Source organism: Streptomyces sp. NPDC006879, from assembly GCF_042869595.1.
GTDB lineage: Bacteria > Actinomycetota > Actinomycetes > Streptomycetales > Streptomycetaceae > Streptomyces.
This window is the reverse complement of the sequence record NZ_JBIAGC010000004.1, coordinates 170128-194007: the sequence shown is the minus strand read 5'-3', so window position 1 is coordinate 194007 and position 23880 is coordinate 170128. Positions and strand designations below refer to the sequence as shown.

The 23880-nt window shown below is 69.0% G+C and carries 17 protein-coding genes, 1 tRNA gene and 1 pseudogene; 7 read left to right on the top strand and 12 right to left on the bottom strand.

From position 1 onward, the window contains the following. Positions 1–130 precede the first annotated feature (130 nt). Both ACFYMC_RS05325 and ACFYMC_RS05320 read left to right on the top strand, forming a co-directional pair. Complete coding sequence (locus ACFYMC_RS05325) at positions 131–1564, top strand: pyridoxal phosphate-dependent decarboxylase family protein (protein ID WP_388519110.1); 1434 nt, start codon at positions 131–133, stop codon at positions 1562–1564. Further along, positions 1561–2976, top strand: a complete 1416-nt coding sequence (locus tag ACFYMC_RS05320) for a lysine N(6)-hydroxylase/L-ornithine N(5)-oxygenase family protein (protein ID WP_388519107.1) — start codon at positions 1561–1563, stop codon at positions 2974–2976. Before ACFYMC_RS05325 ends, ACFYMC_RS05320 begins: the two co-directional genes overlap by 4 nt. 158 nt (positions 2977–3134) lie before the next feature. On the opposite strand, the gene ACFYMC_RS05315 is transcribed toward ACFYMC_RS05320, so the two are convergent. After that, positions 3135–4940, bottom strand: a complete 1806-nt coding sequence (locus ACFYMC_RS05315) for a bifunctional metallophosphatase/5'-nucleotidase (RefSeq protein ID WP_388519105.1) — start codon at positions 4938–4940, stop codon at positions 3135–3137. A 75-nt stretch (positions 4941–5015) separates the two neighbouring features. Between ACFYMC_RS05315 and ACFYMC_RS05310 the strand changes: the two genes are divergently transcribed. Together ACFYMC_RS05310 and pyk are read left to right on the top strand one after the other, a co-directional pair. After that, positions 5016–5744 (top strand): SIMPL domain-containing protein, encoded by a 729-nt coding sequence (locus ACFYMC_RS05310; RefSeq protein ID WP_388519102.1) that lies wholly within the window; start codon positions 5016–5018, stop codon positions 5742–5744. 144 nt (positions 5745–5888) lie between these two features. Further along, entirely contained in the window at positions 5889–7316 is a 1428-nt protein-coding gene (gene pyk, locus ACFYMC_RS05305) for a pyruvate kinase (protein WP_388519099.1), read from the top strand. Positions 7317–7639: 323 nt separating this feature from the next. On the opposite strand, the gene ACFYMC_RS05300 is transcribed toward pyk, so the two are convergent. Next, positions 7640–7714 (bottom strand) — tRNA-Leu (locus ACFYMC_RS05300). A 101-nt stretch (positions 7715–7815) separates the two neighbouring features. Here ACFYMC_RS05300 and ACFYMC_RS05295 point away from each other — a divergent pair. Further along, complete coding sequence (locus ACFYMC_RS05295) at positions 7816–8472, top strand: ANTAR domain-containing response regulator (protein WP_388519096.1); 657 nt, start codon at positions 7816–7818, stop codon at positions 8470–8472. Between the two features lie 79 nt (positions 8473–8551). On the opposite strand, the gene ACFYMC_RS05290 is transcribed toward ACFYMC_RS05295, so the two are convergent. From ACFYMC_RS05290 to ACFYMC_RS05255, 8 genes are all read right to left on the bottom strand, one after another. Then, on the bottom strand, positions 8552–9268 hold the full coding sequence (locus tag ACFYMC_RS05290; RefSeq protein WP_388519093.1) for an ABC transporter ATP-binding protein: 717 nt from the start codon (positions 9266–9268) through the stop codon (positions 8552–8554). Then, positions 9265–10308 carry an ABC transporter ATP-binding protein gene (locus tag ACFYMC_RS05285; RefSeq protein ID WP_388519091.1) on the bottom strand — a complete coding sequence of 348 codons (1044 nt, stop codon included), beginning with the start codon at positions 10306–10308 and terminating at the stop codon, positions 9265–9267. Before ACFYMC_RS05285 ends, ACFYMC_RS05290 begins: the two co-directional genes overlap by 4 nt. Before the next feature lie 5 nt (positions 10309–10313). After that, positions 10314–12044 carry a branched-chain amino acid ABC transporter permease gene (locus tag ACFYMC_RS05280; protein WP_388519088.1) on the bottom strand — a complete coding sequence of 577 codons (1731 nt, stop codon included), beginning with the start codon at positions 12042–12044 and terminating at the stop codon, positions 10314–10316. A gap of 5 nt (positions 12045–12049) precedes the next feature. Next, positions 12050–12985 carry a branched-chain amino acid ABC transporter permease gene (locus ACFYMC_RS05275; RefSeq protein ID WP_388519085.1) on the bottom strand — a complete coding sequence of 312 codons (936 nt, stop codon included), beginning with the start codon at positions 12983–12985 and terminating at the stop codon, positions 12050–12052. 120 nt (positions 12986–13105) lie between these two features. After that, on the bottom strand, positions 13106–14341 hold the full coding sequence (locus ACFYMC_RS05270) for a branched-chain amino acid ABC transporter substrate-binding protein (RefSeq protein ID WP_388519082.1): 1236 nt from the start codon (positions 14339–14341) through the stop codon (positions 13106–13108). A 552-nt stretch (positions 14342–14893) separates the two neighbouring features. Next, positions 14894–15301 (bottom strand): hypothetical protein, encoded by a 408-nt coding sequence (locus tag ACFYMC_RS05265; RefSeq protein WP_388519079.1) that lies wholly within the window; start codon positions 15299–15301, stop codon positions 14894–14896. A 101-nt stretch (positions 15302–15402) separates the two neighbouring features. Beyond that, a complete protein-coding gene (locus ACFYMC_RS05260; protein WP_388519076.1) occupies positions 15403–15879 on the bottom strand; it encodes a PaaI family thioesterase in 477 nt (158 codons plus the stop codon). A gap of 119 nt (positions 15880–15998) precedes the next feature. After that, a complete protein-coding gene (locus tag ACFYMC_RS05255) occupies positions 15999–18278 on the bottom strand; it encodes an FdhF/YdeP family oxidoreductase (protein WP_388519074.1) in 2280 nt (759 codons plus the stop codon). A 164-nt stretch (positions 18279–18442) separates the two neighbouring features. On the opposite strand from ACFYMC_RS05255, the gene polA reads away from it, so the two are divergent. Beyond that, a complete protein-coding gene (polA, locus tag ACFYMC_RS05250; RefSeq protein WP_388519071.1) occupies positions 18443–21163 on the top strand; it encodes a DNA polymerase I in 2721 nt (906 codons plus the stop codon). 32 nt (positions 21164–21195) lie between these two features. On the opposite strand, the gene ACFYMC_RS05245 is transcribed toward polA, so the two are convergent. After that, positions 21196–22038 carry a DUF4184 family protein gene (locus tag ACFYMC_RS05245; protein ID WP_388519068.1) on the bottom strand — a complete coding sequence of 281 codons (843 nt, stop codon included), beginning with the start codon at positions 22036–22038 and terminating at the stop codon, positions 21196–21198. A gap of 232 nt (positions 22039–22270) precedes the next feature. Between ACFYMC_RS05245 and ACFYMC_RS05240 the strand changes: the two are divergent. Beyond that, positions 22271–23017 (top strand): annotated as a pseudogene (locus ACFYMC_RS05240) (hypothetical protein); the annotation flags it as partial. Positions 23018–23130: 113 nt separating this feature from the next. Here the strand turns inward: ACFYMC_RS05240 and ACFYMC_RS05235 are convergent. After that, entirely contained in the window at positions 23131–23853 is a 723-nt protein-coding gene (locus ACFYMC_RS05235) for a hypothetical protein (RefSeq protein ID WP_388519280.1), read from the bottom strand. Positions 23854–23880 lie beyond the last annotated feature (27 nt).

Here is a 23880-nt window from a genome sequence, read left to right as displayed (position 1 = left end):
AAGCCGGTGGTGTGCGGCGGCCGGAAACCGACCGCCGCACACCAACGCGCGGTACCACCGGCGGGCGTCGTCGTTGTGCTGTGCGGATGGGAGTCCCCCGCATCCACGCACAGGCACGAAGGACACCCGCATGACCGCCCCACCCGCCGCCGGCCCGCGCTCCCAGCCCGGCCCGCCACCGCCACTCGCCGGCGGCCCCACCGGCCCCGCAGCGCTCCGCCCTCTCCTGACCACCGCACTACGCGCACTCCAGGACGGCGCGCTCACCCGCGACGGCCCCCTCCCCGCGGGCGGTCCCGAGAACGTCAACGCAGCCCTGCGCTCCGCCCTCGGCACGGTCCTGCCCGACCAGGGCACCGGCGCCGAAGAAGCCCTCACCACGATCATCCGCACCCTCGCCGAAGGCTCCGCCGACCCCGCCGACCCGCGGTGCGCCGCCCACCTGCACTGCCCGCCGCTGGCCCTCGCCGTCGTCGCCGACCTCGCCGCCAGCGCCCTCAACCCCTCGCTTGACTCCTGGGACCAGGCACCCGCCGCCTCCGCGCTCGAAGCCCTCCTCACCCGAGCCCTGGCTGCCGAGATCCTGCCCCGCCCGGCCACCATCACAGCCGACGCCCCCGACGCCGTCCTTACCACCGGCGGGACCGAAGCGAACCAACTCGCACTGCTCCTCGCGCGCGAGCACCACGGCCCCGTCCGCCTCGTCTGCGGGACCAACGCCCATCACTCCCTGCCCCGTGCCGCCTGGCTCCTCGGCCTCCCCCAACCCCTCCTCATCCCCACCCCCACCGGCACCCTGGACCCGGGCGACCTCGACGAAGCCCTTGCCGCGCTGCCTGGCCCCACCCTGGTCGCCGCCACCGCCGGGACCACCGAGGCCGGCCTCATCGACCCCCTGCCCGCCATCGCCGCCCGCTGCGCACGGCACGGCGCCCGACTCCACGTCGATGCCGCCTACGGTGGACCCCTGCTCTTCAGCCCACGCCACCGCCACCGACTCGACGGCCTCGACCGCGCCCACTCGGTCACCGTCGACCTCCACAAACTCGGCTGGCAGCCGGTCGCCGCGGGGCTCCTAGCGGTCCCCAGTACCCGAGACCTCGCCCCACTCGACCACCGCGCCGACTACCTCAACGCGGCAGACGACACCGAAGCCGGCCTCCCCGACTTGCTCGGGCGCTCACTGCGCACCACCCGACGCCCGGATGTCGTCAAGATCGCCACCACCCTGCGCGCCCTCGGACGCGACGGCCTTGCCCAACTCATCGACCGCACCTGCCGCATCGCCGAGGAGTTCGCCGACCTCATCGAAGCCCACCCCCGCTTCGAGCTCCACCGTCGCCCCGGCATCAGCACCGTCCTGTTCCGCCCCCGCAACACCACCGACGAGCAACTCGGCGCACTGCGCCGCACCCTGCTCATGCAGGGCCGTGCCGTACTCGGGCGCAGCCACAGCGCGGGCCGGCTCTGGCTCAAGGCCACCCTCCTCAACCCCCACACCACCCAGTCCGACCTCCACTCCCTCGTGCAACTCCTCGAACTCCCGGAAGGCAGCACCCGATGACCGCCCAGCCAGACGCCCCCCTCGACCTCGCGGGCATCGGGATCGGCCCGTTCAACCTCTCCCTCGCCGCCCTCGCCGACGGGCTGCCCGCCACCACGGCGGGTCGCCCCGCCCTGAGCACCGCCTTCTACGACCAGCGACGCGACTTCCGCTGGCACCCGGGCCTGTTGCTGGACGGCGCCACCGTCCAAGTGCCCTTCCTCGCCGACCTCGTCACCCTCGCCGACCCCGCCAGCCCCTGGTCCTTCCTGCGCTACCTCCAACACCGCGAACGGCTCTTCCCCTTCTACTTCGCCGAGCGCCTGCACATCCACCGCGCCGAGTACGACGCCTACTGCCGCTGGGTCAGTGAACGACTCCCCGGCCTGCACTTCGGCCACCAGGTCGACGCAGTCCGCTGGAACCCCGAACGAAGCCTGTTCGAAGTGGACTTCACCCAACTCGACACCGAAGGCGAAGCCGAAGCCCTCGGTCGTACTTACGCCCGCAACCTCGTCCTCGGCGTCGGTACCGCCCCCCACGTCCCCGAACCCCTGCGCCTCCTCACAGACGCCCCCACCGTCCCCGTGATCCACTCCGCGCACTACCTCGACCACCGCGAGCGCATCCTCGCCGCCGAACACGTCACCGTCATCGGTGGCGGGCAATCCGGCGCCGAAGTCCTGCTCGACCTGCTACGGGCCCGCCCCGCCGGCCGCGAACGGCTCACCTGGCTCGCCCGCACCGAAGCCTTCGCCCCCATGGAGTACTCCAAGCTGGGCCTGGAGCACTTCACCCCCGACTACACCCGCTACTTCCACGCCCTACCCGAAGCCGAGCGCGACCACCTGCTTCCCAGGCAGTGGCAACTCCACAAGGGCATCGACCCCACCACCATCGCGGCCATCCACGAGGAGCTCTACCGGCGCAGCCTCCACGGCGGCTGGCCCGACGTCTGCCTCACGCCCGGAGTGAGCGTCCGCACAGCGGGCCGCGTCGCCACCACCAAAGTCGAACTCCACCTCGAACACCGTCAGCAGGGCGTCCGTTCCCGCCTCACCACCGACGCCGTGGTCCTCGCCACTGGCTACCGCGAGCGCCCCTTGGGCGCGCTCCTCGCCGCACTCGACCCCTACATGCGCAAGGACGGCGAAGGTCGCCCCCGCATCGACGAGCAGCACCGGATGATCCTCGACCCCGCGGTCACCGGCGCCCTCTACGTACAGAACGGCGAACGGCACACCCACGGGGTCGGCGCCCCCGATCTCGGCCTGGCCGCCTGGCGTAGCGCCACCATCCTCAACTCCCTCACCGGCACCGACGCCTACGCCCAACCCACCCGCACCGCGTTCACCACCTACGGCCTGGTGCCGGAGCAGGCCCGCCGGCACCCGGTCCGAACGGAGCTGCTCCCGCTCATCGACCAGGTCTAGACGGTGCCCGGGCGCTCCTCGCCGACCTCAAGGGGTGCGCCCGGACAACACCCGATGCCGCCGCGGGCAGGACGGGGGCGACCCCCGCCGGCCCGCGGCACCACCCGCCCCTCAGGCCCGGACCGCCGCCCGCGCAAGGGGCGAGCCCGCACGGGCGATCACGGGAAGACCGGGGCCCCGGCACGCGTCAAACGCCAACCCACCGAAGCGAACTCCGCCGGGTCCACCGTTCCACGCGCCTTCACCCAGCCAATGATCGTGTTGCGGATCTCATCTGAATTCGCCCACAACTGCCGCGCCTGCGGAACATGGGGGAACGCCCCGCCACCCGAGGCACGGTAGTTGTTCACGGCCAGCACGAACTGCGCAGCGGGATCCACCGGCCGCCCCTCGAAGGCCAGCGCGGAGATCCGGGACCCCACCGGTTGGGCGATGTCCACCTCGTACGTCACCCCGGACACGGCGTCGTAGTTGTAGTCCGGAATGTTCCCCGCGTTGGTCAACCGGCTCGGATCCACCACCGCGTCAGGAGCGGTCTGCACGAAATACCGTGCCGAGTACTCCAGGTAGTCCAGCAACTGGGCTCCGGTCACCAACCGGGCTTCCAGGGTGTTCTCGAACGGGTACAGCCCGGCCGCGTCCCTGATCGTCACCTCGCCTGCCGGAATGGCCGCCGTACGGGAGAAACAAGACGCCTGCGACAACACCGCAAGCGCCGCCCACTCGGTGCCCGCCAGCGCCTCCTGCACCGTCTGCGCCTGCACATGGTTGATCAGATCGATGATCGGGACGTCCTTCACCGGACCCTCCGCCGAGGACATCGCCTGCGTCGAGGTACCGATCACCTGATTGACGTACGCGACCACCTTGCGATGCTCATCGCCCAACAGCCCCGTGATCCGCGGGTCCTCGGCCACCTCGTTCGAGTTCAGTACCTGCGCGGCGGTCCGCTCCACCACCCAGCGTCCCTTCTCCCACACCAGGTCGAAATCGAACACGGTCAGTCGTTGCCCCCACTTCAACGGCTCCGACAACACCACGTCCCGGCCCGTCGCCTCGTTCCGCACCCGGTACTCGGGGATCTCCGTATGCGCGTGTCCCACCAAGATCGCATCAATTCCCGGCACTTGCTCCGCCACCAGCGCCGCCGCGTTCTCCACGTAAGGCAGCTGGTCACCGTACGAAGACGTTCCGCTCGACCCCGAGTGCGCCGACACCACCACCACGTCCGCACCCATCGAACGCAGCCGCGGCACCCACTTCGCCGCCTGCTCCTCCAGGCCGGGGAAGACCATCTTCCCCTGCACGTTCTGCTTGTCCCAGATCGCGATCCCCGGATTCGTCAGGCCAAGGACCGCCACCTTCACGTCCCGGCCATGCGGGGTGCACAGCCGGTGCATGCTGTAAGGAGCGAAGGCCGGACGCAAGGTCCTCGCGTCGAGAGCGTTCGCCCCGAGCAGGGGGAAGTCACACTGCTCCTCGAACTTGCGCAGCACCGGTATGCCGTAGTTGAACTCGTGGTTGCCCAGCGCTGCCGCGTCATATCCGATCGCGTTCATTGCCTGCGCCATCGGGTGCACCGGGCCGCGGCGCGCCGTGATGGGGTCGACCTTGGCGTAGTAGTACGACAACTGCGTGCCCTGAATGGTGTCGCCCGCATCGATCAACAGGGTGTTGTGCCGGCCCCGGGCGGCCCGGACCTGACTCACCAGGGTGGAGATCTTCGCCAACCCGACGTCGTTGTGCGCCTTGTCGTCGAACTCCCGGTCCGTGAAGTAGTCCCAGTTGAAGACGTTGCCGTGCAGATCGGTGGTGCCCAACACGGCGAACGAGTACCGATGGGCCCGGTGCCCACCGTGGCCGCGGCCGTGCGCGGTGGCCGTACCCGAGGTGGTCCCGGTCAGCGCCACGGCAGCGCCCGTGGCAGCGGACGTTCCCAGGAACGCCCTTCGGTCGAGCGGCATTTGGTCTCCCTCAGAAGATGGTGCAATGCGCGTAGATTCTGACCCAGGAAGCAGCCGGATGCGACAGTGAGAGGCATGACTCACGACGCCAGGACCGAAACCGTCAACGACGGCCCACCCGTGCCCTACGGCACCCCGGAGGTGCCGCGCGTCGCCGTCCGCGGTGAAGCGCGCATCGAGGTCGACCCCGAGATCGCCCGGATCGCAATCTCCGTCAGTGCCCGTGGAACGGATCGCCGGTCCGCCCTCGAAGACCTGACCCGCCGCAATGCCGCAGCCCTCGACCTCGTCAAGTCCTACGGCGAGGCAGTCGAGAAGCTGGAAACCGGGACCTTCTCCATCACCCCGGAACTGACCCGCCACGGCCGCGGTGAACGGATCCGCGCGTACCACGGACGCGTCCACCTCAGCGCCGAGCTAGGCGACTTCACCGTGCTCGGAGAACTCACCACACGCCTCGCCGACCTCGAACTCACCCGGGTCGAGGGACCCTGGTGGGCCCTGCGCCCCGACTCTCCGGCGCACGGTGAGGCCCGTCGGCAGGCGGTCCGGGAGGCTGTCCAGCGGGCCGGTGAGTACGCGGGAGCGCTCGGCTCCTCCCTCGCGGCCCTCGTGGAACTGGCCGACCTCGGAGCCGAGAACGTCGCCCCGGTGGCCCTGGCCGCACCCGGTGGCACGATGCGCGCGATGGCCTACGACGGCGGAGCCGAGGAGAGCGCCCCGGCGCTGGACCTCGAACCTCAGCGCCAAACCGTCTACGCCTGCGTGAACGCCCGTTTCACCATGACCCCACCGGTGCTCTGAAATCCCCGTGGGAAAGGCGCAGGGATGCTCATCCGAGCACCCCTGCGCCCATTCAAGAGATGTCAACAACCTTTCAATAAAACGTCGTTGACTAGTCACCGGGAACCAAAGCACTACTGCCCAGTAGGGGCATACGCTCAAGATATGCGCCGAGCGAAAATCGTCTGCACCCTGGGCCCTGCAACCGCCTCATACGACCAGATCAAAGCCCTGGTCGAAGCCGGCATGGACGTTGCCCGCCTCAACCTCAGTCACGGCAACTACGCCGAGCACGAGGAGCGCCTGCGGCACGTCCGCAAAGCCGCCGACGAAACCGGACGCAGCGTCGGCATCCTCGTCGACCTTCAGGGCCCGAAGATCCGCCTCGGCCGGTTCGCCGAAGGCCCTGTACTCCTTGAACGCGGCGACGAGTTCACCATCACCGTCGAACCCATCGAAGGCGACCGCCACACCTGCGGCACCACGCACGAAGGACTCGCAGCCGACGTCACCCCCGGCGAACGCATCCTCGTCGACGACGGACGAGTCAGCCTCCATGTCCTCGCCGTCGACGGACCCCGGGTCCGCACCCGCGTCATCGAGGGAGGCATGATCTCCGACCACAAGGGGCTCAACCTCCCCGGCATCGCCGTCTCCGTCCCCGCACTCTCCGACAAGGACATCGAGGACCTGCGCTGGGCGCTGCGCACCGGCGCCGACGTGATCGCCCTCTCCTTCGTCCGCACCGGTGCGGACATCGAGGACGTCCACCGCGTCATGACCGAGGAAGACCGCCACCTCCCGGTCATCGCAAAGATCGAAAAACCCCAGGCCGTCGACAACATCGACGAGATCGTCGCCGCGTTCGACGGCATCATGGTCGCCCGCGGCGACCTCGGTGTGGAAATGCCGCTGGAGCAGGTTCCCATCGTCCAAAAACGTGCCATCAAACTCGCCAAGCGCAACGCCAAACCGGTCATCGTCGCCACCCAGATGCTCGACTCGATGATCGACAACTCCCGTCCCACCCGTGCGGAAGCATCCGACGTCGCCAACGCCGTCATCGACGGCACCGACGCCGTGATGCTCTCCGGCGAGACCAGCATCGGCAAGTATCCCGTCGAAACCGTACGCACCATGTCCCGCATCATCGAAGCAGCCGAGGAGGACGTCCTCGCCAAGGGCCTCCCACCCCTCAACGAACGCAGCAAACCGCGCACTCAGGGCGGCGCCGTCGCCCGAGCGGCGGCAGAGATCGGTGATTTCCTCGAAGCCGACTTCCTGGTCGCCTTCACCCAGAGCGGCGACACCGTCCGGCGCCTCTCCCGCTACCGGTCACCCATCCCTCTCCTCGCCTTCACCCCCGTGCCCTCCGTCCGGGCCCAGCTCAACCTCACCTGGGGCGTCGAGACCTTCCTGGGGCCGCACGTGGAGTCCACCGACGCCATGGTCGCCCAGGTGGACGAACACCTGAGGAAGTCCGGCCGCTGCAAGACCGGAGACACCCTCGTCATCACCGCCGGCTCGCCGCCCGGTGTCGCAGGGACCACCAACCTGGTCCGCGTCCACCACATCGGGGACCCGCTCAGCTGACCGCTCCCGGGCCCGATCAGTTCTTCGGGCCCACGGGGGCGTCTATCAGTGCCACTGACGACCGGCGGGCCACGGGGACGCTGCACGGGCCGCCACCTTGAGGGTGGTTGCGCTATGCGGGACCATTCGCAGTGCACTGGGCTTCAGCGCGGTGGTGAAGCGAATCTAGTCACCGCCGGGTGCGGGCTGGTACACCCGTCGCCATGTCGTACATCGCTGTCACCATCGAAGACCCAGGCCGGCGGACGGAGTCATTCCGGGTGAAGGTCCTCCCTTTGAGGGAGGCCGTTCAACTAGTGGTGACCTTGAAAAGAGAGGAAAAGTGCCCCGGGTCGGACTCGAACCGACACTGTATGGGTTTTGAATCCATTGCCTGCTGCCAATTGGGCTACCGGGGCTCGATGAATCGAAGGTTCGCTCCGACCCACTGCGAGTACACCATACCGTAGCTAGGTAGGCTCGTGTGGAGCTGTAAGCAGCCCCGCAACGAGGAGCCCCCGTGACCGCCCCCGACTCGCCCCTGCCCGTCGACGCCGATCAGTCGCACGTACCGCCCCTGACGACCCGTGTGGTCATCGCGGAGGACGAGGCGTTGATCCGGCTGGACCTCAAAGAGATGTTGGAGGAGGAGGGGTACTCCGTCGTCGGCGAGGCCGGCGACGGGCAGAAGGCGGTGGAACTCGCGCGTGAGCACCAGCCCGACCTCGTCATCCTCGATGTGAAGATGCCGATCCTGGACGGGATCTCGGCGGCGGAGCGGATCGCCGCGGAGTCGATCGCCCCGGTGTTGATGCTGACGGCGTTCTCCCAGCGCGACCTCGTGGAGCGGGCGCGGGACGCCGGCGCGATGGCGTACCTCGTCAAGCCGTTCAGCAAGAGCGACGTGGTGCCGGCGATCGAGATGGCCGTGTCCCGGTTCGCGGAGCTGAAGGCGTTGGAGAAGGAGGTTGCGGACCTCTCGCTGCGGTTGGAGACCCGCAAGCTGGTGGACCGGGCCAAGAGCGTGTTGCAGACCCAGTACGGACTGACGGAGCCCGCCGCCTTCCGGTGGATCCAGAAGACCTCGATGGACCGTCGCATGTCGATGCAGCAGGTCGCCGAGGCGGTCATCGAGGATGCCGAGGAGAAGAAGGCGGCCAAGGGGCAGCAGGGCTGATCCGCGCCGCCGCGCCGGGCATGCACAACAGGGCCCCGTTCCCGGATCCGTCCGGGAACGGGGCCCTGTCGCTGGCGGGTCAGTCCTCGCCGAGGTAGGCCTTGCGGACGTCCTCGTTGTGGAGGAGGTCCTGTCCGGATCCGGACAGGACGACCTTGCCGACCTCCATGACGTGGGCGTGGTCGGCGAGGGAGAGCGCCGCCTGGGCGTTCTGCTCGACGAGCAGGATGGTGGTCCCGGTGGCCTTGAGCTCGGCGATGGTGGCCATGATCTTCTGCATCATCAGCGGGGACAGGCCCATGGAGGGCTCGTCCAGCATCAGCAGCTTGGGCTGGGACATCAGGGCCCGGCCCATGGCGAGCATCTGCTGTTCGCCGCCCGAGAGGGTGCCGGCCGCCTGCTTGCGACGTTCGCCCAGGATGGGGAAGAGGTCGTAGGCGCGGTGGATGTCCTTCTCGATGCCTTCCTTGTCGGTGCGCAGGAAGGCACCGAGTTGGAGGTTCTCAGCGATGGACAGCCGGGGGAAGATGTGGCGGCCTTCGGGGGAGTGGGCCAGTCCCAGGGAGACGATCTTGTGGGCGGGGATGCCGCTGAGCGGCTTTCCGTCGAAGGTGATCGTTCCGCCGCTGGGCTTGAGGAGCCCCGACAGGGTGCGAAGGGTGGTCGTCTTGCCGGCGCCGTTGGTGCCGATGAGGGTGACGACCTGGCCGGCTTCGACGGTGAAGGAGATGCCCTTGACGGCTTCGATCTTGCCGTAGGCGACCCGGAGGTCGTTGACCTCTAGCAGTGCGGTCACTTGGCTTCTCCGTCCTTGCTGGTGGTGCTGCCGTCCTCGGATCCGGTCGCGGGCGGGCCCTCGATGGGCTCGTCCGTCGGCTCGTCCGCGGGGGCGGTGGCGGCCGGAGCGGCCGGTTCCGCGGGTTCCTCGGCGTCCGGGGCGGGCTGGGTTTCCGTTTCTGCTTCGGCTCGGCCCCGAGGGTGGGCGTGCGCTTCGGCGGCTTCCACCTCCGCGTCTTCTTCGCTGGCCGGGGCTCCCTCGAAGGGGGTGCCCAGGTAGGCGGCTACGACGCGCTCGTCACCCTGGACCGTCGAGGCGCTGCCCTCGATGAGCTTCTCGCCTTGGACCAAGCAGGCGACGCGGTCGCAGAGGTTGAAGATGAAGCGCATGTCGTGCTCGATGACGAGGACGGCGATGCCCATGTCGCGGATGGCGAAGATGAGTTCTTCGGCGGCGCGGGTTTCCTGCGGGTTCATGCCGGCGGTGGGCTCGTCGAGGAGCAGCAGGCCGGGGTCGCTGGCGAGGGCCCTGGCGATTTCGAGCTTGCGCTGTTCACCGTAGGGCAGGTTGCGGGCGAGGTGGTCGGCCTTGTGTTCGAGGCCGATGAACTGGAGGAGGTCCATGGCGCGGGCTTCGGAGGCGGCTTCGGCCTTCTTGAAGCCGGGGCCGCGCAGGAGCGCCGACCAGAGGCCTTCCTTGGTCCGGGTGTGGCGTCCGACGAGGACGTTCTCCTTCACCGTCATGTTGGCGAAGAGCCGGATGTTCTGGAAGGTGCGGGCGATGCCGGCCTTGGTGACGAGGTGGGGCCTGGGCGGCAGGACCGTGCCCTTGTAGGCGACTTTGCCTTCGGTGGGCACGTACAGCCCGGTGAGGCAGTTGAAGAAGGTGGTCTTGCCGGCGCCGTTGGGGCCGATGAGGCCGACGATCTCGCCGCTGCGGACGGTGAGGTCGACTGACCGGACGGCGGTGAGGCCGCCGAAGCGCATGGTGACGCCGGTGGCTTCGAGGACCGCCTCGCCGATGGCGGGGGTCGGGTTCTCGGTGGTGGTTGTCGTCATGGTGTTCACGCCCCCGCCCTGGCTGTGGCAGTGGCCGGGTCCTGGGGGGCCTGGTCTGCGGATTCTTCGTGGTACTCAAGCTTGGCGCGCCGGTTGGGGATGAGGCCTTCGGGGCGGAAGCGCATGAGCAGGATGAGGGCGATACCGAAGCCGAGGAGCTGGTAGTCCTGGAGGAACTGCAGCTTGGCCGGGATCATGAAGAGGAGGGTGGCGCCGAGCAGCGGGCCGCTGATGGTGCCCATGCCGCCGAGGATGACCGCCGCGAGCAAGAAGGCGCTGTTGGGCGGAACGGGTCCGGCGAACTGGTACATCTCGGGGACGACCGTGTGCTGGACGTGTGCTTGTACGGTGCCGGCGAGGCCGGCGAGGGTGGCGCCGAGTGCGAAGGCGATGAGCTTGACGCGGAAGCCGTTGATGCCCATGGCGGTGGCGGCGGTTTCATCTTCGCGGATGGCGACCCAGGCGCGGCCGATGCGGGAGTTGCCTGCGCGGGCGAAGACGAGCACCACGACGATCATGACGAGCAGCATGAGCAGGTAGTAGTTGGCGTAGGCGCCGAGCTCGATGCCGAAGATGACGTGGGACTGTCCGAAGTTGTACCCGAAGAATTCGAGGTCGGGGATGTTCGGGATGCCGTTGGGGCCGTTGGTGATCTTCGGTCCCGAGACGCCGTCGAGGTTGCCCATGGCGATGCGGAAGATCTCACCGAAGCCGAGGGTGACGATGGCGAGGTAGTCGCCGCGCAGGCGCAGGGTGGGTGCTCCGATGACGACGCCGAAGATGAGGGAGACGGCGGCGCCGAGGAGGACAGAGGCCCAGAAGGGGAACTGGACATCGAAGACGGAGGCGGTGGATCCGGAGACGAGGGCGGCTGTGTAGGCGCCGACGCCGAGGAAGGCGACGTATCCGAGGTCCAGGAGTCCGGCGAGTCCGACGACGACGTTCAGGCCCAGGGCGACGGTCGCGAAGATGAGGATGTTGACCGCGACCAGGGTGTACTGGTCGGTGTTCTGGGTGAACGGGAAGGCGGCGGCGGCGACGAAGGCCGAGATCAGCGTGATCTGCCGGTTCTTGGCGGTGATGGCCGAGAGCCGGAGCATGAGCCCGGACTTGATGAGGGCGGTGGCGCCGAAGCCGACGGTGATGAGGTAGCCGATGAAGACTTCGGGCTCGTTGTCGTTGGTGTCGATGCCGTACGTGGCGACGATGAGTCCGGTGGCGAAGGCGCCGACGATGATGAGGATTTCGGCCCAGGAGGGGATGGCCTTGGGCGCGGCTGCCTTGCGGGTGTCTTCGGGGAGCAGGTAGGCGCTGGCGACGGGGAGCGCGGAGGCCGCTGCTGCCACGTAGCCGCCGGGTTCGAGGTTGACGAGTCCGCCGAGTTCGATGGCGATGGCGATGACCGTGAACCAGGCGGTTCCGGCTGCCGCGAGGGCGAACAGCAAGGTGGGCTTGCGATGGCCGGTCGGGGCGAGCCAGCCGAGTCCCTTGATGCCGAGCGCGGAGAGCGCGAAGAGCGTGGTGAGCAGGGCCGGTATGAGGGTGAGGACCTGGAGGCCGGCGGGGTAGCCGTAGACGGTGAGGTCGCCGGGGAAGGCGTCCGTGTAGGTCCAGGCCAGGAAGGTGCTGGCGAAGGTCGCGAGGCCGCCGGCAGCGGTGATCCAGCGCAGCATGGTGGCGCGGGAGTCGCTGTCGGCCGTTGCCGTGGGGGTGTTCGTGGTGCTCTCGGTGGTCATGGTTCTCACGCCCGATCCGCGACGCGCTCACCGAGCAGGCCCTGGGGCCGCACGAGGAGGACGACGATGAGAAGTACGAATGCCCAGACGTTGGACCAGGCGCCACCGCCGAGCTGTTGCATGCCGGGTATGTCTTCGATGTAGGCGATCGAGAGGGTCTCGGCGAGTCCGAGGACGACGCCGCCGACCATGGCTCCGTAGATGTTGCCGATGCCGCCGAGGACGGCCGCGGTGAAGGCCTTCAGTCCGAGGATGAAGCCCATCTCGAAGTTGATCTGGCCCTTGTCGAGTCCGTAGACGACTGCGGCGACGGCGGCGAACGCGGCACCGATGGCGAAGGCCATCACGATGATGCGGTCGGTGTTGATGCCCATGAGCTTTGCGGTGTCCGGGTCTTGGGCGGTGGCCTGCATGGCTCGGCCGCTGCGGCTCTTGGCGACGAAGGCGCCGAGGGCGAGCATGCACAGCGGGGCGAGGACGAGGACGAAGGCGTCGGCGCGTTGGATGGCCAGGTCGCCGCCCAGGAACTCGAAGGAGTCCCCGGTGAACTGCGGGAAGCTGCGGGCCTTCTTGGCGTCAGGGTAGAAGCCCCAGACGATCTGCTGAAGGGCGATCGAGAGGCCGATCGCGGTGATGAGGGGAGCCAGTCGTGGTGCGCCGCGCAGGGGGCGGTAGGCGAAGCGCTCCGCGGCGGTGGCGACGGCGACGGAGGCGATCGCGCCACCGATGATCATGAGCGGGATCGCCACCAGGAGGGAGGTTCCGCTGGGGAGCCAGATGTAGGTGGTGAGGGCGCCGAAGCCCCCGATCATGAAGATCTCGCCGTGGGCGAAGTTGATGAGCTGGACGATGCCGTAGACCATGGTGTACCCGATGGCGATGAGGCCGTAGAGGGAACCGAGGGCGAGGCCGTCGACCAGCTGTTGCGGCAGTTCGTTCACCGCAGAGCCTCCGATGAGCGTGTCGGATAAGACTCCGCGCGAGGGCGCTGTTTGCGCCCTCGCGCGGCTGATTACTTGGGGAGGGGGCCCGGCGGCCGTCGGGCCGCCGGGTGGGGTGGGTCAGCCCTCGTAGGTGCCGCTCTTGACGTCCTTCCAGACGCCGCCCTCGACCTTGTACACGGTGAGCTGCTTGTTGGTGGTGTCGCCGTACTCGTCGAAGGCGACCTTGCCGGTCACGCCGTCGAAGGCGACCTTGCCGAGTGCCTCGGTGACCTTGGCGCGGGCGTCGTCGGGGAGCTTGCCGTCGTTGGCGGCGGCGACGGCCTTGACGGCCTGGATGATCGCCCAGCCGGCGTCGTAGGAGTAGCCGCCGTAGGCCGCGTACGGGTCCTTGTAGTTCTCGGCGGTGTAGTCGGCGACGAACTTCTTGGCCGTCTCCAGCTTCTCGACCGGCGCGCCGATGGAGGTGGCGAGGTCGCCCTCGTTGGGCTCACCGGAGGCGGAGATGTACGCCGGGTCGTAGAGGCCGTCTCCACCCATGGTGGGGATCTTGGCTCCGGCCTTCTTGATCTGGTCGGCGAGCAGGCCGCCCTCGGGGTACTGGCCGCCGAAGTAGACGGAGTCGGCGCCCGAGGACTTGATCTTGTTGGCGGTGCCGGAGAAGTCGGTCTCCTTGACCGTGACGTGGTCGGTGCCGACGACCTCACCGCCGAGCTTCTTGAACTCGTCGGAGAAGATGGCGGCGAGGCCGGCGCCGTAGGTCTGCTTGTCGTCGACGACGTAGACCTTCTTCTTCTTCGCGTCGTTGTAGAGGTACTGGGCGGCGAACTTGCCCTGGACCACGTCCGTGGCGGCGGTGCGGAAGTAGGTGTCGAAGGGGCGCTTGTACTCGCCCTTGCCCCAGTTGTCGCCCTGGCTCAGCGCCGGGTTGGTGTTGGCCGGGGAGACCTGGGCCAGCTTGGCGGCGGCGAAGACGCCCTGCATGGACTGGGCGACGCCGGAGTTCAGCGGGCCGACGACTCCGATGACGTCCTTGTTGCCGACGAGCTTGGCGGCGTTGGCCTGGCCGGAGGCCGGGACGGCCTGGTCGTCGAGTGCTTCGATCTTGAACTCGACGCCGGGGACCTCGTTGTTCTTGTTGGCCGTCTTGACGGCCAGGTCCACGGAGTTCTTGATGCCCTGGCCGAGTGCCGAGAGGGAGCCGGTCAGCGGTGCGTCGACACCGATGACGACGACCTTCTTGCCGCCGTCGCTGTTGCTGCTGTCGCTCTTGTCGTCGCGCGAGCCGCACGCGGTGAGGCTGAGGGCTCCAGTGGTAATCACGGAGGTGATGAGGAGCAGAGAACGGTGTCGCACGATTAATCCTTTCCCTGGCGCGGCCCCTCGCAAGGGTGCCGATATGTCGCCGGGCCGCACTTGGGATATCCACGGCCGTGCTGGTTCGCGCCCGGCGGCGCGGTGACTGGCCGTGACTCTAGGCGGAGGTGGTCAGGGCGGGGGAGCAGGGAGGTGAGGATGTGACGCTCTTGTTATGCCAGGGCCAAGAATGGGCGGGGGGAGTATGGACAGATCGGTCCTTAAGGTGACGGCCGACCCTGCCCACATGTTGAGAATTCCCAGTTCTGCTAAGGGGCTTGAGGCATTCATGGTCCTGACGTAGATCGGATTCGGCCAAGGTGGCGCCCTGTGCTCGTCGATGGTGATCGAGGATTCGCCCTGCGGCGACTTGACCTGATAAAACGTCCCGCTCGTCTGCGCGACGGTGACGCACGGTGATCGCGGAGCGAGGGGAGAGGCTCCGGACCGGTCGGGTGCGAAGTGGTGGAAACGCGGGTGTAACCGAATGCCGAGAGGTGTGGGGCGGTGCCCGGTAAGCGAACGGGGCGCGTGACTATCCGGAGAGTCGGGTCACTGCGGCGGGCGCCAGTTCTCCGAGCTGCGGGTGGCTCCCCGCGTCAGTGTGCACTGCCGGTCGGCTTCCCGGTCGATCAGCTCAAGTGCCTTACTGCGGCCGTGTGTTCGTTCCTCGGCTCGGGCGTCGGCGAGGATGACCTCGTGGATTTCGTACTGTTGGTTGGAAAGCCCCTTCTGTTCCCAGTCCAGGCCTGCCCACTTGGAACCCCGAATGGCTTCTTTCGCCCAGTACGAGATGAGGCGGAAACACGTCTCCTCGGGGCTGGTGGGGTGCGGTGCGGGCTCCGAGGGCGAGGGATGAGAGGGGCGCGGGCCGGACGGGGTGGAGCAACCGGCGACGGCCAGGGGGACGAGGATGGCGCATGCGGCCAGGGCGGCCCGGTGGTGCGGCGTGGTCCTCATGAGGGCAAGCTAAGTGGTCACGATCGGTGACACAACAGTGCGAGGGAACCGGAGTCGATGGGTCCGCCCGGCGCCCGCTGGGAGCGCCGGGCGGGACGGTTTCAGCCGTTCTCCCCTTCGCCGCGCTGGAGCTCGCGCAGGACGCACGTGAGGCGGGCCGTGCAGACCCTCTTGTCCTGCTCGTCGGTGATCGCGATCTCGTAGGTGGCGGTGGTCCGACCCCGGTGCACGGGCACGGCCACGCCGGTGACCAGGCCCGAGCGCACGCCGCGGTGGTGCGTGCAGTTCAGGTCCACACCGACGGCAATCTTGGTGGAGCCGCCGTGCAGCATCGCCCCGATCGACCCCAGGGTCTCCGCCAGTACGGCCGAGGCGCCGCCGTGCAGCAGCCCGTAGGGCTGGGTGTTGCCCTCGACGGGCAGGGTGCCCAACACGCGGTCGGCGGAGGCTTCGAGGATCTTGACGCCCATGCGCTCGCCGAGGTGTCCGGCGGAGAAGAGCGCGGGCAGGTCCACGCCCAGCGCGGCGTACTCCTCGATGACCTCCTGCGGAAACTTCACGGTGGTCTGCTCGCCCATGGGTCGGCTCCGTTCGTCAACGATCGTTAACACCCTGCGGTGTGAGGTCATCCTGCCAGGCCACTGAGCGGGCGCTTGGGCGGGGCCGGCCGGGGCCCCGACCTCACAGGGCAATACAACTAGCGCTCGCCCGCGGGCTCGAAGCGGACGACCACCGACTTGCTCGCCGGGGTGTTGCTGGTGTCGGCCGTGGAATCCAACGGCACCAGCACGTTCGTCTCCGGATAGTAGGCCGCGGCGCACCCGCGGGCCGTTGGGTAGTGCACCACCTTGAACCCCGGCGCCCGTCGTTCCACCCCGTCGCGCCACTCGCTCACCAGGTCCACATAAGCACCCTCGGACAGCCCCAGTTCCTGCGCGTCCACGGGATGCACCAGCACGACCCGACGCCCTCCGGTGATGCCCCGGTACCTGTCGTCCAGGCCGTAGATCGTGGTGTTGTACTGGTCGTGCGAGCGCAGCGTCTGAAGCAGCAGCCGCCCCTCGGGCACCCGCGGGTACTCCACCGGGGCCGCGGTGAAGTTGGCCCTCCCGGTGGCGGTGGGGAACCTCCGCTCGTCGCGCGGCGCGTGCGGCAGGGTGAAGCCGCCGGGCCGGGCGGCGCGGGCGTCGTAGTCCTCGAAGCCCGGTACCACCCGCGAGATCCGGTCACGGATCAGGGTGTAGTCCCCTTCGAACTCCTCCCACGGGGTGCGGGAGGCCCTACCGAGAACCGCCCGCGCCATCCGTGCCACGATGGCGGGTTCGGAGAGCAGGTGCGGGCTGGCCGGCGGCAGGTTGCCGCGCGAGGCGTGCACCATGCCCATCGAGTCCTCGACGGTCACGAACTGCCGGCCCGAGGCCTGTTCGTCGCGGTCGGTGCGCCCCAGCGTCGGCAGGATCAACGCCCGCCTGCCGGTCACGGCGTGCGAGCGGTTCAACTTGGTGGAGACGTGCACGGTCAGCGCGGCCTTGCGTAGCGCCGCCTCCGTGACCGCGGTGTCGGGCGTCGCGCCGACGAAGTTCCCGCCCATGGCGATGAAGACCCGGGCCCTCCCGTCGCGGAACGCCTCGATGGCCCGCACCACGTCGAAGCCGTGGTGGCGCGGGGAGACGATGCCGAACTCCCGGTCAAGGGCGTCGAGGAAGGACTCCGCCGGTCGTTCGAAGATCCCCATGGTGCGGTCGCCCTGCACGTTGGAATGGCCGCGCACCGGGCACACTCCGGCGCCCGGCTTACCGATGTCCCCCCGCAACAACAACAGGTTGACCACCTCGCGGATGGTGGCCACCGCGTGCTTGTGCTGCGTCAGCCCCATCGCCCAGCACACGATGGTCTTCCGGGAGGCAAGCACCATGCGGACGGCCTCTTCGACCTCGGCGCGGGTCAGGCCGGTGGCCGTCAGCGTCTCGTCCCAGTCGGCTTGCCGCGCGGCTGCGGCGAACTCCTCGAACCCGTGGGTGTGCTCGGCGATGAACTCCTCGTCCAGCGCTCCCGGGGCCTGGAGGACCAACTTGTTGATCAACCGGAAGAGCGCCTGGTCCCCACCGATGCGGATCTGGAGGAAGAGGTCGTTCAGGGCGGTCCCCCTGAGCGCACCGAGGGGCGACTGAGGGTTCTTGAACCGCTCCATGCCGGCCTCGGGCAGCGGGTTCACGGAGATGATCCGGGCCCCCGCGCCTTTGGCCTTCTCCAGGGCCGAAAGCATCCGAGGGTGGTTGGTGCCCGGATTCTGGCCGGCGACGATGATCAGGTCGGCCTGGTGCAGGTCCTCCAGGCTGACACTTCCCTTGCCGACCCCGATCGTCTCGTTCAGTGCCGATCCGGAGGACTCGTGGCACATGTTGGAGCAGTCGGGCAGGTTGTTCGTGCCCAGTTCGCGTGCGAAGAGCTGATAGAGGAACGCTGCCTCGTTGCTCGTGCGGCCAGAGGTGTAGAAGACGGCCTCGTCCGGTGAGGACAGCGCCTTCAGCTCCTCCGCGATGATCTCGAAGGCCCGCTCCCAGGTCACCGCCTGGTAGCGGTCGGCGCCCTCCGCCAGGTACACGGGCTGGGTGATCCGCCCCTGCTGCCCCAGCCAGTACCCGCTGCGTTCGGCCAGGTCCGCCACCGGGTGGGCGGCGAAGAAGTCAGGGGTGACCCGGCGCAGCGTGGCCTCTTCGGCGACGGCCTTCGCCCCGTTCTCGCAGAACTCCGCCGCATGCCGGTGCTCGCCTTCCGGCCAGGCGCAACCGGGGCAGTCGAAACCGTCCTTCTGGTTGACCTTCAAGAGGGTCTGCGCCGTTCGCCGCAGTCCCATCTGCTGTTGGGCGATGCGCAGGGTGTGCCCGATCGCGGGAAGTCCGGCCGCGGCGTGTTGGGGAGGCCCGACCTGCGGCGCGTCCTGTACCGGATCACCTGTGGGCGGCTTGGCGGCCATGGCGCTCCCCTTCGAGCTGTCGAACCTGCGGCGCACGACCCCGGGGCCGGCGCGCGTCACGGGCGCGGACGTCCCGTACCCCTCCGATCCTGTCACGGGCCGCGGGTGAGGTCGCGAGCGGACGCGGCGCCGGAAATGTCAGTGGGGCCGCCTAGGATCGAAGCGTGGCAGACACAGCATCGAAGAAGACCGACCAGCAGACCCCAGCGCAGCGCCCGCGCCTGATGCTCATGGACGGGCATTCCCTGGCGTACCGGGCGTTCTTCGCGCTGCCCGTGGAGAACTTCACCACCGCGGGCGGCCAGCCGACCAACGCGATCTACGGTTTCGCGTCGATGCTGGCGAACACGCTGCGCGACGAGGCGCCCACCCACTTCGCGGTGGCCTTCGACGTGTCGCGCAAGACGTGGCGCTCGACGGAGTTCCCCGAATACAAGGCGAACCGTTCCAAGACCCCTGACGAGTTCAAGGGTCAGGTGGAGTTGATCGGGGAGTTGTTGGACGCGATGGGCGTGCCGCGCTTCGCCGTCGAGGGCTTCGAGGCCGATGACATCATCGCCACCCTCGCCACCCAGGCCGAGCAAGCCGGCTTCGAGGTGCTGATCGTCACCGGTGACCGGGACTCCTTCCAGTTGGTCTCGGAGCACACCACCGTGCTCTACCCGACCAAGGGGGTCTCGGAGCTGACCCGGTTCACCCCGGAGAAGGTGATCGAGAAGTACGGGTTGACACCGGCCCAGTACCCCGACTTCGCCGCCCTGCGCGGAGACCCGTCCGACAACCTGCCGGGTATCCCCGGCGTCGGTGAGAAGACCGCGGCGAAGTGGATCAACCAGTTCGGGTCGTTCGCGCAACTCGTCGAGCGTGCCGAGGAAGTCAAGGGCAAGGCCGGGCAGAACTTCCGGGACCACTTGGAGTCGGTCAAGCTCAACCGTGTCCTGACGGAGATGGTCAAGGACGTGGATCTCGGCCGCACGCCGGCCGAACTGGAGCGGGCCCCTTATGACCGGTCGGCCGTCACGGGCGTACTGGACGTTCTGGAGATCCGAAACGCTTCGCTGCGCGAGCGCCTACTCGCCGTGGACCCGGGCGCAGAAGAGCAGGAGGCACCAGCCCCGGCCGCTGGCGTCGAACTGGAGGGCAGCGTACTGGGTGCCGGTGAGCTCGCCCCCTGGCTGTCCGCCCACGCCACCGTGCCGCTCGGGATCGCCACCGTCGACGCCTGGGCGTTGGGTGCCGGCAGCGTCAGCGAGGTCGCGCTCGCCGCGGCGGACGGCGCCGCGGCCTGGTTCGACCCGACGGGCCTGGACGAAGCCGACGAGCATGCGTTCGCCCGTTGGCTCGCCGACCCGGACCGCCCCAAGGTGCTGCACAACGCCAAGGGCGCCATGCGGGTGTGCCCCGAGCACGGCTGGCGCATTGACGGCGTCACCATGGACACTGCGCTCGCCGCCTACCTGGTCAAGCCCGGGCGCCGTTCCTTCGCCCTCGACGTGCTGTCCGTCGAGTACCTGGGCAGGGAGTTGCAGCCCGCGGCGGCAGACGGGCAGCTCGCCTTCGGCGCAGACGAGAGCGCCGAGGCCGATGCGCTCATGGCCCAGGCCCGGGCCGTGCTGGACCTCGCAGACGCCTTCGCGGGGCGGTTGGCCGAAGTCGGCGCCACCGAGTTGCTGCACGACGTGGAGCTGCCGACTTCCGAGCTGCTGGCCCGGATGGAGCGGCACGGCATCGCAGCGGACCGCGCACATCTGGAAGCGATGGAGCAGCAGTTCGCCGGTGCGGTGCAGCAGGCGGTCAAGGAGGCGCACGCCGCCGTCGGCCACGAGTTCAACCTCGGCTCGCCCAAGCAGCTCCAGGAGGTCCTCTTCGGTGAACTGGGCCTACCGAAGACAAAGAAGACCAAGACGGGCTACACCACCGACGCCGACGCCCTTGCCTGGCTGGCCACACAGACCGACCACGAACTGCCCGTGATCATGCTCCGGCACCGGGAACAGGCGAAGCTCAGGGTCACCGTCGAGGGTCTGATCAAGACGATCGCTGCCGACGGCCGGGTGCACACCACCTTCAGCCAGACCGTGGCCGCGACCGGAAGGCTGTCCTCCACCGACCCCAACCTGCAGAACGTGCCGGTGCGCACCGACGAGGGTCGCGCCATCCGCCGCGGCTTCGTGGTCGGTGAGGGCTTCGAAGCCCTGATGACCGCCGACTACAGCCAGATCGAGCTGCGGGTGATGGCGCACCTGTCGCAGGACGAGGGCCTGATCGAGGCCTTCCTGTCGGGTGAGGATCTGCACACCACCGTCGCCTCGCAGGTCTTCGGCGTCGAGCGGTCCGCCGTGGACGCCGAGATGCGGCGCAAGATCAAGGCGATGTCCTACGGTCTGGCCTACGGTCTGTCCGCCTTCGGTCTCTCCCAGCAACTCAACATCGAACCGGCCGAAGCGCGGGGGTTGATGGAGACCTTCTTCGAGCGTTTTGGTGGCGTCCGCGACTACCTCCAGCGCGTCGTCGAAGAAGCCCGCGCCACCGGTTACACCGAGACGATGTTGGGCCGCCGCCGATACCTGCCCGACCTCAACAGCGACAACCGTCAGCGCCGTGAGATGGCCGAGCGCATGGCGCTCAACGCCCCGATCCAGGGCACTGCCGCCGACATCGTCAAGGTCGCGATGCTGCGGGTGGACCGCGCACTGTCCGAGGCGGGCCTGAAGTCCCGGATGCTGCTCCAGGTCCACGACGAAATCGTGCTGGAGGTCGCGCCGGGAGAGCGCGTCCGGGCTGAGGAGATCGTCCGCCGCGAAATGGCCGCCGCGGTCGAGCTCCAGGCCCCGCTGGACGTGTCCGTCGGGGTCGGCGCCGACTGGGAGTCCGCCGCGCACTGATCCGCCCGCGGGTGCTCTTGGTGCCGGTGCCCTCACTGCGAGGGCACCGGCACGCTGCCTTTCCGGGATGGCCGGTCGCCGCTCTTGCGTCTGCCGATCCGCACCGCCATCGCGTACAACAGCACCCCCGTGGTCAGGCCAGCCCCTGCGCCGAAACAGGCCGTCGGAAGGATGTCGAGGGGCGTCTCGATCTCGCCGACGTACCCGTACCAGCGGGCACAGCGGTGAACCGCCCCCGCCACGGCGCAACCGGCGAGCGCCACCAGTACCCAGCGCCGCTGGCGCCTGCCGAGCAAGGGCGCGGTGGCGGGGCCGGTTTCGGTGGCCCGCAGGGCTCGTACGGTGAACCAGGTGAGTACGCCGAGGGCCACGGCGGAACTGCCGTACTGCACGTACGTGTAGGTCGGCAGTCCGGCAAGGGGCCGCATCAGGGAGGGGAAGGCCTCGGTGCCCCAGCGGTGTGGGTGGGTGAAGGCGTCCCAACCGGCATGACTGAGCGAGCCCAGCACCGACGAGAGGGAGAACCAGGCCGCCAGCAACAGGGGTGGCCGCCGCCTCCAGTGCTCCCCGCGGACCAACGACCCCCATCGAGGCTGCCAGGCGGGTGGCAACAGGGCGACCACGGGCTCCCGCACCAGCAGCCACAGCCCGACCAGCACGCCGGTGATCAGTACGTCCACGGTCAACAGACCGGGCAAGGAGTGCGTGAACGCTCCGAACGCCATGGCACCGGTGACCAGACTGTCCAGGAAGTAAGTGGCGTCCGGGGCGAACGAACCCGCGATCAGGGCGCAGGCGACCAACGACCCGCGCGCGTCGCCCCTTCTGCGAAGGGCGGGCAGCACCGCTGCTGCGTGACTGAGTGTGAAAGGCATACCTGACCTTGCTTCCGAGGCTTTCCCGGTGACCGAAGACGCGCTGTGAGGCGGGGAGGTTTCGCTGGCCAGAGTGTGTTACCGGGAGTCCGGGGGAAGGTGTGGCGGATTGGTGAAGCATGCGCTCCGAGCCCTGCCCTCCGCAGCGGACGTGTCGTAAGGTCGCCTGCGGCTGACCGCCGACCGGGGGAGCCACGAGCAGCCCACCGCAGTCGACAGGGGGAGAGAGCATATGTCCAGGGCAGGCAGGTTCGGTCGCAGGACGAGGCGCGGTGGCGTCGCGGCGCTGGTATCCGCCCTGGTGGTAGCTGCGGTGAGCGCCTCCCAGGGGCCGGGCGGTCAGACGTTCACCACGGCCGGGGCGGTGGACCGCACCCCGACCGGCCTTCCGCAACCGGCTGGCGAATCCGGGGGAGACTCCACCTACTACACCGAACTGCCGCCCTTGGTCAGCCCGATACCGCCGGCGCAGCCCAGCGCCGACCCCACCGCGCCCCCCAGCGCCAGCGCGAACCCTGACCCGGCAGGTGATCCCGTACCCGGTGCGGACGAGAGCCCCACCGACCCGGACGTTCCCTTGCTGAGCGGGGCGAAGGGAGCACGCGGGATACCCGCGACGGTGCTGGCCGCCTACCAGGGGGCGGAACGTACCGTCGCGGTGAGCGACCCGGGCTGCGGGCTGCGATGGCAGTTGCTCGCCGCGATCGGCAAGGTGGAGTCCGGTCAGGCGCGCGGTGGGCGCGTCGATGGCACGGGCACCACCCTCACCCCGATCCTGGGGCCGGTGCTCAACGGCGCCGGCTTCGCGCACATCCGGGACACCGACGGCGGCGCGTACGACGGCGACGGCGTGTACGACCGGGCCGTGGGGCCCATGCAGTTCATCCCGTCCACCTGGGCCGTCTGGGGTCAGGACGCGAACGGCGACGGGCAGCGCAACCCGAACAACGTCTTCGACGCGGCGCTGGCCGCTGGCCGTTACCTGTGCGCGGGCGGGCGCGATCTGCGTGAGGGCACTGACCTGGACAGGGCGGTGCTCAGTTACAACCGCTCCCGGGAGTACCTCTTCACGGTGCGCTCGTGGTTCGCCTACTACCTGGGCGGAGCCCACGAAGTCCCGGATGGCAAGGGGCCACTGCCACCGGTGCAGCCGCCGAAGCCGAGTGCGAGGCCGACGGTGTCCGCGAGCCCGAAGCCCACTCCGAGCCCGAAGCCCACTTTGAGTGCGAAACCCTCCGCCAGTGCTTCGCCGAGCCCGAGCCCCACGTGGAGCCGGACCGCCTCGCCGAGCCCCACGCCGTCGTCCAGTGTTTCCGCCTCGCCCTCCGCCAGCGCCTCGCCGAGCCCGAGCCCCACGCCGAGCCCGACCGCCTCGCCGAGCCCCACGCCGTCGTCCAGTGTTTCCGCCTCGCCCTCCGCCAGCGCCTCGCCGAGCCCGAGCCCCACGCCGAGCCGGACTGCCTCGCCGAGCCCCACGCCGTCGTCCAGTGTTTCCGCCTCGCCCTCCGCCAGCGCTTCTGCCAGCCCTTCCGTGAGCGACTCGCCATCCCCTTCACCCTCGCCGCGACCAAGTGCCTCCCCGAGCGGCACGGTCTCTCCGACCGCCTCGCCGTCCCCGACGGCAAGCGCGGCGCCCAGTCGTACACCGAAGCCGTCGCTCACGCCCTCCCCGAAGCCTGAGCCGAAGCCGTCACCGAAGCCCTCGCCTTCCTCGAAGCCTGAGCCGTCACCCACACCGAGCCCCACGCCCGCGCCGTCCCGCAGCTCGGTTCCGGCGGCCGTACGCAGCGCCGCCGAGGAGGACTGAGCGCGCACTGATCAAGGGCGGAGCGCGGAGTCCCG